The sequence below is a fragment of the Streptomyces sp. NBC_00440 genome (assembly GCF_036014215.1).
GTDB lineage: Bacteria > Actinomycetota > Actinomycetes > Streptomycetales > Streptomycetaceae > Streptomyces.
In genome coordinates this window covers 8,304,311-8,316,812 of the sequence record NZ_CP107921.1, presented here as the reverse complement: position 1 = coordinate 8,316,812, position 12,502 = coordinate 8,304,311, and the positions used below count along the sequence as shown (strand labels likewise).

Below are 12,502 nucleotides of genomic sequence, written 5' to 3'. Positions count from 1 at the left end.
CAGCCGCCCCGCCCTCCGCCAAGCCCTCAGCTGAAGGAGGCCAAAGCTCCCCTGTCTTCACGCTCTCGCCCCCCGCCTGGGCTTCCACTTGAAGCCCAGGATCAGGAACTGGCCTTCTACCGGCCCTCCGAGCAGAGCGAGTACGTGCACATCGACGCACTGATCGGCGACCGGGCAAGAACGTCATCGACTCCGACCGCAGTGAGCCCCAGTCCCGCCCTCACGCGCGTGGCCGTCTCCGTGCGCAAGGGCAGCGCCATCTCCACCTCCACGCTTCTCAAGCGTCTGCGCTCGGTGTCGAAGGAGAACGCCCCCTATGCCGCCTTCCGCGAGGTCGGCGCGCCGCGTGATCCGCACCATGCAGCTGTTGCGCCAGAGCCTGTTGCGAAAGTGGATCATCTGTCAGACCTGTCTGGGATTCTCCGAGCATGGAGATGACAGTGCAGCTGACGATCGACTGCTCCGATCCGCAGAGAATGGTGACTTTCTGGGCCGAGGCCCTGGGCTACGTACCTGAGCCTCCGCCGGGCGGGCACGCCACATGGCGTGCCTACTGGGCGGCGATGGGGGTGCCCGAGGCAGAGTTGCCGGCCGGAGCCGGAGATATTCCGGAGTCGATCATCGATCCCGCGGCACGTGGACCGAGGGTGTGGTTCCAGCAGGTTCCGGAGCCCAAGGTCACCAAGAACCGGTGGCACTTCGACCTGAAGGCCGGTGGGGGCCGTGACGTCCCACTGGACGTCCGCACACAGCGGGTCAAGGCTACGGTTGAACGGCTGGTCAAAGCTGGTGCCACCGTGTTGCGGATCAAGGATGAGCCGGACATGGGGCTCTACGCCGCCGCCATGCAGGACCCCGAGGGCAACGAATTCGACATCGTCTGAGGGCCGTTGCGCCGGCGCTGGTCACAGCCACTCGTTCACGGCTGCGACCAGCACAGTCGCCTCGTGGCGGACGGAGAGCTTGTCGTACCTCGCGGCCACTGCCCTGTGCCTTTTAAGTCGGTTGATCCCGCACTCGACCGCATGACGCTCGCGGTAATCCACCGCATCGAAATGCGGAGGCCGACCGCCACGGGAACCGAGCTTCTGGCGGTTGCGCGCCTGGTCGGCCTTGTCCGGGATGGTGCAGCGGAGCCCCGGCGGCGCAGGTATGTCCGGTTCTTCCGGGAGGCGTACGCCTTGTCAGCCCGCACGCGATCAGGGCGAACGCGTGGCCGTCCTGGCCCGCCCGTACTCGACAGGCACGTCCCGCCACGGAACACCGGTCCGGACCCGGAACCGTATGCCGTCGATCAGCTGCAGGCGGGGCCAGATGGGCGGCCGTCCCACCCTCACTCCCTTGGGCAACAACGGCTCCAACACCGCCCACTGTGCATCCGTGAGATCTCCCCGCGCCATGAACCACGATCATTCATCACTCAAGATCCACTTTCGATACACGCCCTGGCTCATGCACCGCTGCGCCGCCGGGTGACCCCGGCGGCCAACAAGGTCGAACCGTTCAACCGGTTCTCCCAGTGGTCGGCTCCGGCACGGCGGCCTGAGCGGAACACGGGGGCTCCGACCTCACGGCTGCGTCTACTTCGGCAAGGTGAGGATCTCGGCTCCGTCGTCGGTGATGGCGATCGTGTGCTCACTGTGTGCTGTCCGGCAGCCTGTCGCGCTTCGGAGCGTCCACCCGTCGGCATCAGTGACGAGTTCAGCGGTGTCCGCCATGACCCAGGGCTCCAGTGCCAGCAGCAGCCCAGGGCGCAGTTTGTATCCACGGCCAGGCCGTCCGGTGTTCGAAACGTGCGGGTCCTGGTGCATCGTTGATCCGATGCCATGGCCTCCGAACTCGGTGTTGATCGGGTACCCCGCTTCGCTGAGGACCGTGCCGATGGCATGGGAGATGTCTCCGATGCGAGCCCCGGGCCCGACAGCCGCGATCCCTGCGGCCAGCGCGCGCTCGGTTGCACTGATCATCGCGACGCTCTCTGAGGGTTTTGCGTCGCCCACGATGAAGCTGATGGCAGCGTCTGCAGCGATCCCGCGTTTGGAGACGGCGAGGTCGAGTGTCAGCAGATCTCCGTCGGCAAGCGTGTAGTCGTATGGCCGTCCGTGAAGCACGGCGTCATTGACGGCCGTGCAGATGTAGTGGCCGAACGGGCCGCGTCCGAACGATGGCGCGTAGTCGACGTAGCAGGACTTCGCTCCCGCCTTGACGATCATGGCCTCGGTCCACCGGTTGATGTCCAGAAGATTCGTGCCGATCGCGCTACGGCCCTTCAGTGTCTGCAGGATGTCAGCGACCAGGGCACCTGTGTCTTTCGCTCGGGCCAGCAGGGTGGGGTTCAGGATCTCGATCACGCGGCGTCCTTCTATGCAGCCAATAACTATACCGGTCAAACTATACCGGTACGAGAATCGGAGCCATGGTCAGGTTGCCGCTCACTCCTGCAGAGATCGAACGCGGACAGCGACTCGGCGCCCTCCCGCGTCGGGCCAGGGCAGAGCGCTCGATGGTTGAAGTCCCGCTCGCCGCCTGCGTCTCACCGGAGACCCTCCGGAAGATCGAGTCGGTTCGCGTGGCCACCCCGCCTTCTCGACCATCGCGGCGATCGCCGATGTCCTTGGCCCCTCCCTCAATGCGGTGTAGACCGAGGCCAGCCCGAACGTGGCGTTGGGCCGACCACCTCTATTCCCAACGCACCTGAGCAGATGTTCTCGTAAGAGGACTTCCCGAAACCGAGTGGAGCCGGAGGGCCCGAACGAGGCCCCGCTGCACGTCGCCTCACGTAGGTTCGAGCAGATCAGGGCTTCAGGATCATCCCGTTGCCCCAACCAGCGCCTATTGCATCTGATGCGAACTGGCTGCATCGTGCGGCGCGTTGCTCGGACGGCTCCCGGAAGCTACTGATCAGCCGGTAGACGCCGTGTCAGGGCCTGCTGGGACGTTACCTCGGCGACCGAGGAGGTCGGGCCCCTTCCGAAGCCGGTGCTCGGGTCGCCGGTCATCCGCAGGGTGTAGTTGTTGACGGTGCGTGAGCGCGGTGATGGTGTCTCTGTTGAGCAGCCCGAAGGATTCTGTTCGAGTACTGTGCGGATGAAGTGCGGGTGATTGCCGAGCGCGGCGGCAACGGCGTCCCAGGCATAGGCCACGCGCTCAGCTTCGGGGTCCGGCTCCACGATGGCGAGGGCCAGTTCGTAGCCGATGCCGTCGGCTCGCAGAACCAGACCCTCTCGTCGCCGGGCTCGACAGGGGAAACGAAGGCGATGTGCGAGCTGCCGCGCAGCACGTCGGGCGACGCGGACGGCGCCCCGGTCGGCGTCAGGCAGTTGGCTCTTGTCGCGGTCGATGGGCGGATGCGACTGATCCCAACGATGCTTGTCATCGGATTCGTCATTAAGGCCCCGTCGGGACGACCGCTTGCTGCCAAAGGAGCGCTCAACTTGGCGGCTCGGCACTTGGGCCGGCGAATTTGAGCGTCGTGGTTGGAGGGCGTAAGGGGACCCCGGTTCGTTGAGTCGCAGCGGGTGGCCTGACACCAGTGGCGTCTCCTCGGCCCCAGCCGGACCGTGTCCAGCGCCGCTGTCCACGACGGCGTGCCCGGCGACAGCACCGCGATGAAGGAGCGCGGCCAGCACGATCCGCTTCTCGGAGCCGGGTGGCGGCAGGCGTTTCAGCAGGTCACGAGGGCGACCCGCGTCGGAGCGAGCCTTCCCGGGTGGGTGCAGCGCACCCACGCCCCGGTGTCCGTCCCCGATTATCGTGCCGGGTATGGAAAGCGTGAATGAACTCGGTGACTACCTGCGCGCCCTCCGTGCGGCGGTCACGCCGGCGGACGTCGGCCTGCCCGACTACGGGGCAAGGCGGGTGCCGGGGCTGCGGCGCGATGAGGTGGCGCTGCTGGCCGGCGTGAGCACGGACTACTACATCCGGCTGGAGCAGGGCCGTGAGCGGCATCCGTCCGAGCAGGTGCTGCGGGCGATCGCCGGGGCGGTGAGGCTGGACGCCGCGGCGGCCGACCACCTCTTCCGGCTGGGCCTGTCCGTTTTCGGGACGGCGGCTGCGGTGAGGACCGTCGCTCCGGAGTTGCTGCGGCTGATGGACGGTATGCGCGAGGTGCCGGCCTTCGTGGTCGGGGCGGCGCAGGACGTGCTGGCGGCGAACGCGATGGCGCGGGAGCTGTACGGCGGTTTCGCCTGCTACGACAACCTGCTGCACATGATCTTCCTCGACCCCTATGCGCGGGAGTTCTACGCCGACTGGGACCACGCGGCGCGGATCGCGGTGGGTAACCTGCGGGCGGCCGCCTCGCAGTTCCCGCAGGATGAGCGGATCGAGCAGGCCGTTGGCGGGCTGAGCGTGCGCAGCCCCGCGTTCGCGGGCCTGTGGGCGCGCTACGAGGTGCGACCCCGTACGCACGAGGACAAGCACTTCCGGCACCCGCGTGTGGGGGAACTGCGTCTGCACTTCGAGGCGCTCGCCGTCACCAGCGCCCCCGGACAGCATCTGTCCGTCTACAGCGCGGATCCCGGCAGCGCCAGCGCCGACGCCTTGGTCCTGCTTGGCCGGCTGTCCGAGCAGGAAGCGGCCTTGGCGAACCAGGCCAATCCTGCAGAAAAAGGGAAATTCCGCTCATGATTGCGTCGCTGTCCGACATGGCCGGCACCTTCGAGATAGCGGGTAAAAAAGTCGCCCGTCTCGGTTTCGGCGCCATGCGCCTGACCGGACTCGGGGTGTGGGGTGAACCCGAGGACCGCCAGGAGTGCGTCCGTGTCGTGCGCCGTGCCGTCGAGCTCGGGGTGCAGCTGATCGACACCGCGGACTCCTACGGCCCGTCCGTGAGTGAGGAGATCATCCGGGAGGCGATCCACCCCTGCCCCGACGACGTGCTGATCGCGACCAAGGCCGGGCTGACCCGCAACGGCCCGACGTGCTCCGGACCAACGCGGGGCTGGTGCGCCTCGGCCCGGCGGCGTGGCCCCCGGTCGGACGCCCGGAGTACCTGCGTCAGCAGGCACTGATGAGCCTTCGCCGGCTCGGCGTGGACCACATCGACCTCTTCCAGTTGCACCGCGTCGATCCGAAGGTCCCGCTGGAGGACCAGGTCGGCGAGCTGAAGAGGCTCCAGGACGAGGGCAAGATCCTCGCGATCGGCCTGTCCCAGGTCACCGTCGACCAGGTCGAGCGTGCCCGCACGGTCGCCGCGATCGCCACCGTCCAGAACCGCTACAACCTCACCGACCGCCGCTCCGCCGACGTCCTGGAGTACTGCCACCGCCACGGCATCGGCTTCATTCCCTGGGCTCCGGTGGCCGCGGGTGAGTTGGCCCGCTCCGGGGGCCCGGTCGACCGGATCGCCGCCGCGCATGGCACCAGCCCGTCTCAGGTGGCGCCGGCCTGGCTGCTGGCCCGCTCCGAAGTCGTCCTGCCCATCCCCGGCACCTCCAAGGTCACGCACCTGGAAGACAACCTGAGCGCGGCCACGCTGGTGCTGAGCGACGCGGAGAGCGACGAGCTGACCGCCGCAGCGTGACATCCGCCCCAGGAAGACAGGTCTTCCGCTCCTCGGCACCACGAGCCCGGGCGGTCTTTCCCCTCCCCCTCCCCCTGTTCCCAGTGTTCCCACCGAAGAAAGATGCTTGCCATGCTGCTGCCCTTTGATGAGGCGGGCCGAGGCCGCCCCGTAGTCCTGCTTCACGCCCGCCCCACCGATCGCACCATGTGGGGCGCCCACCTCCCCCTGCTGGCCGATGCGGGCGTGCGGCCCATCGCCCTGGACCTGCCCGGCCACGGCGACGCGACCGTGCCCGAAGCCCGTGAAGTGGCCCCCTGGACGGATGTGCTCGACACGCTCGACCACCTCGGGGCCGACCGCTTCGTCCTGGCCGGGAACTCCCTCGGCGCCCTGGTAGCGCTCCAGGCCGCCGTCACGGCACCCGAGCGGGTCGAGGGCCTGGTGCTCGTCGGGTACCGGCCCCACGACCAGCCGGCCTCTCCACGTCTGCAAGTCGCCTGGGACGCCGAAAGGACTGCGCTCGCCGCCGGCGACCTGGACGCAGCAGTGACAGCCGGCGTCGAGGCATGGACCTCGGCCGACGCAAGCGACGATGTACGCGCTCACGCTGCCCGTATGCTCCGCGGCCGGCTTGCTGAGCAGCTCGCCCACGGCGAGCCGCCGCTGGCGGTGGACCCGCTCGGCGAAGGAACGGCAACGCTACGCACACTGACCGCTCCCGCCTTGGTCGGCGTCGGTGAACACGACATGCCCGACTTCTTCGAGGGTGGCGAGGGTCTGGCCCGCGCCCTCGACGCAGGCCCAGCCGTGGTCATCCCGGCCGCAGGGCACCTCGCACCGCTGGAACAGCCCTCGGTGTTCTGCACCCTGCTCCTGGACTTCATCCGCCGGCTCCCGGAGCAGTGACGCTGAACTCCGCACCCTATGAACCGAGTCCGGACTCCTCCGCTGGAGGAGCAGGCCGCCCGCCGGGACAGGATCCTCTCGGCCGTCCAGGCCAGCCGTTCCGCCGACATTTCAGGTGGTGTTTCGATCCGGCTCGGGCACGGCCGACCGGACTCGGTCCTGTCCAGTCCCCCTTTTATGGCTCGCACGTGGTTGGAGTCGACCACGGCCCGGGGCCAGTCGAGACGAGCTGCCGCGTTCGGCTCGGCGCCAGCAGCACCACGGGCAACTGCTCCCAGACGTCGGCCACGTTCCAGTCCCGCAACCGCCGCCGGCACGTCATGCCCGAACCGAAGCCCAACTCCTGCGGCAGGAACTCCCACTGGGCGCCCGTGTGCGGCACGAACAAGATGCCGCACAGCACCTTCCGGTCAGGCAGCGGGCTCCGCCCCGGGTGCCGGGAACTCCGCTCCCTGCACGGCAGAAGCGGCTCGATCCGCTCCCACAAGTCGTCCGAGACGGTCCACGGCGAAGCCCCCGTGCCCGGCCACCGCCGAACTCCTTACGCGGACACGGCCACCAAGGCCGAACACCCCTTGTGTTAGCCGTTGTGAGTCCCACCCGCATCGGACGACATCACCAAAGCGGCACTCACCCTCGTATGGGGATGAGTCGCTGAAAAAACGTCATTCAGCGTCTTCGCCGACGCTGTCCGCGTGCAGCAGTCAGTAGCAACCACTGCAGCCATTGTCGTCGCCGATTCAGCAGACACCACCTGGGCATGGCAACGTAGTCATCGAAGCCGACGTCCGACCACACTTGAGGAGGTGGTCGTCCCGGTCGGCGAACCAGCTGATCTCCGCGCCCTGCACAGGTCGGCATCCCCGATGCACCCCCAGCCGGCCTTCCTCGACCGAGTCCTGCGCCTGTCCGGTCTTTCACCCGTCCGAGTGGGACCGGCCCCGGTCAATTCTCCCGCCAGACGGTCCCACGTGCCTCGTACTCCAGCATGGTCTCCGCGCCCGTCGCCACATCCGGCCCGAGTTCGCGGTTGACCAGCCACAAGCCCAGGTCGAGACCCGAGGTAATACCCCCGGCCGTCACAAGATCCCCGTCGTCGACCACCCGGGCGTCTTTGACAAGACCGCCCTGTTCCCCCAGATAGTCTTTCGCACCGTGATGTGTGGTGCATGGGCGTCCCTTTGTCAGGCCGGCCGCAGACAGAATCACCGCTCCCGTACACAGCGAACTGATCGTCAGCCCTTCACGAGGAGCGGCGGCGAGGGCACGAGGGAGAGTGCCGCCGTCGATCTCGGCCCATACGCCCGCACCTTCACGGTGGGCGTAACCGCCGCCGGGCACGATGACCACGTCCGCCGCTTCCGGCGACCATCGATACTTCACCTCTATGCCCGTGCCGTATCCGCAACGGATCAGCCGAGGCCGCCCCGTCGTGACATATCGGACCTCGACACCGTTCGGGCTGTGCATGGCCGCTGCGGAGAAGACCTCGTACGGGCCGATGCAGTCCATCTCCTCAACACCGTCGAACATCACGATGTGGACACGCAGCGCACCTGTGCGCTGCGTCGAGGCCGCCGCTGAGCCAGCGCCCAGGGAGGTGGTGGCCAATGCCCCTGCCGACACGACGCCCGCGGCTGCTGACGTCTGACGGATAAACTCCCTACGGTGCATGGATGTGCCCTCCTGTGCCCGTGTGCCGGGCGTTGGTGTGACGGGCCCGGTTGGTGGGCCGACTCCTCTGTAGTGGTCGTTCCGGACGGTGGCGGAGTTCCCGTACGAGGGCGTGTTTCCGCAGAGTGACCGCACTTACAGGGGCTAACACAGTGGGGTGCTCGGTGCCTTGGTGGCCGAGTCCGCATCAGGAGTTCGGCAGCGGCTGGGCATGGGGACTTCTTCGCCGTGGATCGTCTCGGATGACCTTTTGGAGCGGATCGAGCCGCTTCTGCTGTGCAGGGGGCGTAGGTCCCGGCACCCGGGGGGCGCCCGAATCGTCCCACTTCGCTCGTTAATGCCCTCTGCTTATGGCCATCCGAACCTTCCGTGGTCAAACTCCTTTCCTTTCGGCACCAGTTGGGGTGACCTCTTGACCTCGTACTGCGTCCCGCCCGGCAATGCGTCCGAGCGGGGCTGGACCTTCTCGGTCCGGGCCGGGGCCGGAAGCAGTGGAGGGGTGAGCACCCACCCGTACATCCCGCGCAGCCCTCCCGCCTGCCGGCCCGCTGGCCCCGTTACGAGGCCGGGTGGTAGACGACGGTGGTGGAGGGACAGTCCTCAGCGGGTACGAGGAGGGCGTGTCGCCCGGCGGTGTCGGCGGCGAGGTCCCAACGCAGTGTCGTTTCGGCCCAGATCGCGGTGTAGGTGCAGCGGTAGGAGTGGGCGGTGGGCAGCCACTCGGCCAGATCTGTATCGCTCTTGCTCCGGGTGGAGACTGCGGAGGTATCACGCGCCTTCTGTACGGGTGGAGCAAGACATTCAGGTCCGGGTGACGCTGAGGTCCGTGCCGGCGGCGGCCTCGAAGCTGTCATCGATGGCGATGACCTTTCGTCCGGTCGCGTCCAGGAGGGAAGCGGCGATCGCCGCGCGCATCCCGCCGGCGCAGTGCACCCACACCGTGCCGTCCGGCACCTCGCCGGCCCGGCCGTGCAACTCGTGGAGCGGAATGTGCACGGAGCCCTCGATGAAGCCGTTCGCACGTTCGGAATCCCGGCGCACATCCAGTACCGCCACGTCCTCACCGCGCCCGCGTGCAGCGGCGAGGTCGGCGAAGCGGGCGCGGGGGAAGGAGGCGAGCTGTTCCCCCTCACGGACCCAGGTGATTGGATCTCCGGTGGCGGCGGCCGGGCGGTCGATGCCGACCCGGGTCAGCTCCCGCTGCGCGTCGGCGATCTGCGCTGGGGTGTCGCCGAGCAGGGTGACTGGTTTGCCCCACGGGATCAGCCAGGCCAGATAGGTGGCCAGCTTGCCGGTGCCCTCGAAGTTGAACGATCCGGCCACATGGCCGTCGGCGAAGGCGACCCGGCTCCGCAGGTCCACCACCCACTCACCCGCCGCCAAGCGCTCGGCGATCTGTGCGGCGTCGGCGGGCTCGGGCGGGGTCAGGTCGACGGGAGCGGGACCGGCGGCGTTGGCCGGACCCATGTGCGTGTAGTAGGCGGGCACGTCCTCCAGCCCGGCCAGGACCCGCTTCACGAAGTCGTCGACATCCAGGGTGAATGCGTCGTTGCCGGCGCGTTCCTGGCCGATCGTGCTCGCATCGCCCTCGGCCTGGGAGGAGGAGCAGAAGCTGCCGAAACCGTGCGTGGGGAGCACCGGCACCTCGTCGTCGAGTGTCGCCGCCAACCGGTGGACGGAAGCGTGCTGGGCACGGGCCAGTTGCTCGGTCAGCCGCGGGTCCACCAGGTCCGGACGGCCCACGGAGCCGATCAGCAGCGAGCCGCCGGTGAAGGCCGCCACCGCGCATCCCTCCTCCTCCAGTGCGTACGAGGTGTGGTGCGGGGTGTGGCCCGGGGTGGCTATCGCACGCAGCACCAGGTGTTCATCCACCTCGAACGTGCCGCCATCCGCGACGGGAGTGCGTGGGAAGGAGACGTTGGCGTCGGCCGGGACCAGGTAGCGGGCCCCGGTGAGGCGTGCCAGTTCCAGACCGCCGGTGACGTAGTCGTTGTGAACGTGCGTCTCCGCCACGTAGGCGATGCGCACCCCTCTCCGGGCGGCGGCGGCGATCACCTGGTCGACGTCCCGCGGCGGATCGACCACGACCGCAGCTCTCCGACCGCCGGCCAGGTAACTGCGGTTCCCCAGCCCCTCGAACTCCAGGGTGTCGATAAAAAACAACATGATTCCTTTCTTGGACGGCACACCCGGTCAATTCTCGTTACGGGAAATCGCCGCCATTTGGCACGGACGAGCTCCGCCTGAAATGGTGGTAGGGAATTCCTTGAGGGGTGCGAGGTGGATGGCGTGCCCGGTCGGCCTCATGCCGACGGACGCATGCGACGGTTATCCGCCGCTTCTGCTTTCGTCAGTCCTCACGTACCGCAGCTTTGGCACGGTCGCCGTTGTTCACCGAGTCCCCACGGCCGGGAAGGGAGACCGGAAGCCCTGCCGCTTCCCACGCCTCAAGGCCGCCTGTCACGCTGTAGACGAAGGACCGGCCCACGCGGATCGCCTGCGCGCCGCCCTGCATGCTGCGTTGGCCCGTGCGGCAAACGAAGGCCAGCGGGCCGTCAGGCACATCTGACAGCGAGGCCGGCAATGTGCTGAGCGCGGCATGGACGGCGCCCGCCGGGTGACCCGCTGCCCATTCATCGTCTTCGCGAACATCGACCAGCGTGAGCTCCCCGTCCACGACGCGGCGCCGCGCCTCGACCGGAGACAGGCCAGCGGGGGTGTGACCGTCGCCGCAGCCCGGGCTCTGCGCGGGCAGGACCGTCCGGATCGCCTCGTAGTTCGAGGCATGGGCGACGGCTATCTGCTGTCCCATCATCGGGCAGACGTTCATCGCCTCTTCCCAGTGAGCGGTGGACTCCCATTCCGCCACGTTGACGAGAGAAAATTTACTCCCCGGAACGATCGTGCGGAACATGTACGTCCGAATGAAACCGGGTTGAGCTGCCATCACGTCCGCAGCGTCCTGCCAGGCGTCGAGATAGGAGCTTTCCTTATCCTCATCGATCTCGATCGGAATGATCACAACATGGCGATTTTCCATCTGCAGCCTCTTCTATCCTGTAAGGAAATTACGATGTCTGACGTGCCGTTCGAGCCGGAGAGCTTCCCGACGAACGAGAGAACACGGCCGAGTCCGAGAGGCACCGGCTTGCCCTGTACGCCAGCGCTTTCTGGATGCAGTCTTCGCGCACTTGCCTGTGAGCGGCAAATGATATTGCTGAACGGGCAAGTCGATCGCTGCGGTTCGACACGCCGTCGGTGCATCGGGTGGCCACCACTGTCACAACCGAGGCTGGCACCTCCGCGGCGAACGCAGACGTGTCCGTGATCAACACTGGCGGACGTGGAACTGTTCGCCGCCGGCGGAGAACAGGGCCAGGACTTCGGCTGCCCCCTCGCCTCAGCAACACAAGCTGCCGGGGGACACGGGAATCCCCGGCAGTCAGCGGCTACATCGGGCTCGCGTCCAGGACCTCGCGCAGCGCTCGGCCACTCAGGATCCGGGCCGGGTTCTGACCAGGGGCGATCGGGAGCTGCTCGCCCAGGAGCCGTTGGAAGCGGGGGGAATGCACAAGCTCGAAGACGTACCTATCGTCAGCCGCGGGATCGGTCCAGCTCTTCTTGATCTCGTAGGCACCGACGCACCCGACTCCACCATCGCCGGCTTCCTGCACGACGTCTTCGAGCCGACCGCCCGCGCCATCGTCGGCCTGGAGAAGGCGCTGGAAGCCGTCGGCCTGCTGGAGGAAGCTGGCCAGGTTCCAACGAGCGTGTCTCGGCTCACCCGAGCCGTCGACACAGCATGCTCCACTCGCCAACTTCCGACCCCGCGGGCTGTGTTCGGGGCCGTTTCTACAGCTCGAACTCCAGGTCCAGCACGTCGTTGATCTGGACTTCATCCAGGGAGCCAGCGCGGCGGCCGCCGTCCTGGAAGTACACCTCCCGGAGCGCGTCGGCGGCGAGCTCGCGCAGCCGGTCATCACCTTCGCCCTGCTCCTGAGCCTCGAAGAGGCGGGCCGCGTGCTGCGGCGGGAGGGCCACGGTGAGGTGCCGGACGCGGTCCTCGTCCGAGGAATGCTCCGGCGCCCCGGCGTAGCCGAGGCGGGCATGGACTTCGATGACGATGCCCCCGGTCGTCGCCGCCTTCTCCCTCGCCTTGGCCCGGATCTGCGGCTGCCACCGCTGCTTGACCTCTTTCTCCAGCCGGGCGGCGAGGTCCGGGCGGGGTTTTTTGATCTGGTCCTTCACGTACCGCTCGACGGTGCGCTGGGAGATCCGCAGCATCTGTGCGACCGCCTTGGTGCCCTTGAGCTGCTTGACCAGGTACCGCATCTGCGCGCCGGCTGCCTTCGGTGCGGGGCGGGTGAACGCCTTCTGCACCGCTTGGTTGAGGCCGTCCCCGAACTCCTTGGCCAT

Annotated in this window: 12 protein-coding genes and 3 pseudogenes; 7 read left to right on the top strand and 8 right to left on the bottom strand. The window is 67.7% G+C overall.

Features of this window, described 5'->3' with window-relative positions; genetic code table 11:
• Positions 1–144: 144 nt before the first annotated feature.
• Entirely contained in the window at positions 145–438 is a 294-nt protein-coding gene (locus tag OHB13_RS36940) for a hypothetical protein (RefSeq protein WP_443062986.1), read from the top strand.
• Entirely contained in the window at positions 429–884 is a 456-nt protein-coding gene (locus tag OHB13_RS36935; RefSeq protein WP_328380122.1) for a VOC family protein, read from the top strand. The genes OHB13_RS36940 and OHB13_RS36935 overlap by 10 nt, the downstream gene beginning before the upstream one ends.
• Positions 885–1,199: 315 nt before the next feature.
• On the opposite strand, the gene OHB13_RS36925 is transcribed toward OHB13_RS36935, so the two are convergent.
• Together OHB13_RS36925 and map are read right to left on the bottom strand one after the other, a co-directional pair.
• Positions 1,200–1,400, bottom strand: coding sequence for a transposase (locus OHB13_RS36925; protein WP_328380121.1), 201 nt, complete (start codon positions 1,398–1,400; stop codon positions 1,200–1,202).
• Positions 1,401–1,580: 180 nt separating this feature from the next.
• Positions 1,581–2,351: a type I methionyl aminopeptidase gene (gene map, locus OHB13_RS36920; RefSeq protein ID WP_328380120.1), complete on the bottom strand. Its 771-nt coding sequence runs from the start codon at positions 2,349–2,351 to the stop codon at positions 1,581–1,583.
• 65 nt (positions 2,352–2,416) lie between these two features.
• Between map and OHB13_RS36915 the strand changes: the two are divergent.
• The 5 genes and pseudogenes from OHB13_RS36915 (at position 2,417) to OHB13_RS36895 (ending at position 6,412) form a co-directional block, all read left to right on the top strand.
• Positions 2,417–2,640: pseudogene (locus OHB13_RS36915) on the top strand (transcriptional regulator).
• Positions 2,641–3,098: 458 nt separating this feature from the next.
• Positions 3,099–3,467 (top strand): hypothetical protein, encoded by a 369-nt coding sequence (locus OHB13_RS36910; RefSeq protein WP_328380119.1) that lies wholly within the window; start codon positions 3,099–3,101, stop codon positions 3,465–3,467.
• Positions 3,468–3,762: 295 nt separating this feature from the next.
• On the top strand, positions 3,763–4,629 hold the full coding sequence (locus OHB13_RS36905; protein ID WP_328380118.1) for a helix-turn-helix transcriptional regulator: 867 nt from the start codon (positions 3,763–3,765) through the stop codon (positions 4,627–4,629).
• Positions 4,626–5,524: pseudogene (locus OHB13_RS36900) on the top strand (aldo/keto reductase). Before OHB13_RS36905 ends, OHB13_RS36900 begins: the two are co-directional and overlap by 4 nt.
• 111 nt (positions 5,525–5,635) lie before the next feature.
• The gene (locus OHB13_RS36895) at positions 5,636–6,412 is read left to right on the top strand and encodes an alpha/beta fold hydrolase (protein ID WP_328380117.1); all 777 of its coding nucleotides are present in this window, start codon (positions 5,636–5,638) and stop codon (positions 6,410–6,412) included.
• Between the two features lie 82 nt (positions 6,413–6,494).
• Here OHB13_RS36895 and OHB13_RS36890 read toward each other — a convergent pair.
• From OHB13_RS36890 to tpg, 6 genes and pseudogenes are all read right to left on the bottom strand, one after another.
• Positions 6,495–7,018, bottom strand: a pseudogene (locus OHB13_RS36890) (transposase); the annotation flags it as partial.
• A 339-nt stretch (positions 7,019–7,357) separates the two neighbouring features.
• A complete protein-coding gene (locus OHB13_RS36885) occupies positions 7,358–8,086 on the bottom strand; it encodes a DJ-1/PfpI family protein (RefSeq protein WP_328380116.1) in 729 nt (242 codons plus the stop codon).
• Between the two features lie 801 nt (positions 8,087–8,887).
• The gene (locus OHB13_RS36875) at positions 8,888–10,249 is read right to left on the bottom strand and encodes an MBL fold metallo-hydrolase (RefSeq protein WP_328380486.1); all 1,362 of its coding nucleotides are present in this window, start codon (positions 10,247–10,249) and stop codon (positions 8,888–8,890) included.
• Positions 10,250–10,436: 187 nt separating this feature from the next.
• Positions 10,437–11,126 carry a rhodanese-like domain-containing protein gene (locus OHB13_RS36870; RefSeq protein ID WP_328380115.1) on the bottom strand — a complete coding sequence of 230 codons (690 nt, stop codon included), beginning with the start codon at positions 11,124–11,126 and terminating at the stop codon, positions 10,437–10,439.
• Between the two features lie 409 nt (positions 11,127–11,535).
• Positions 11,536–11,904 carry a hypothetical protein gene (locus OHB13_RS36865; protein ID WP_328380114.1) on the bottom strand — a complete coding sequence of 123 codons (369 nt, stop codon included), beginning with the start codon at positions 11,902–11,904 and terminating at the stop codon, positions 11,536–11,538.
• A 34-nt stretch (positions 11,905–11,938) separates the two neighbouring features.
• On the bottom strand, positions 11,939–12,502 hold the full coding sequence (gene tpg / locus OHB13_RS36860; protein ID WP_328380113.1) for a telomere-protecting terminal protein Tpg: 564 nt from the start codon (positions 12,500–12,502) through the stop codon (positions 11,939–11,941).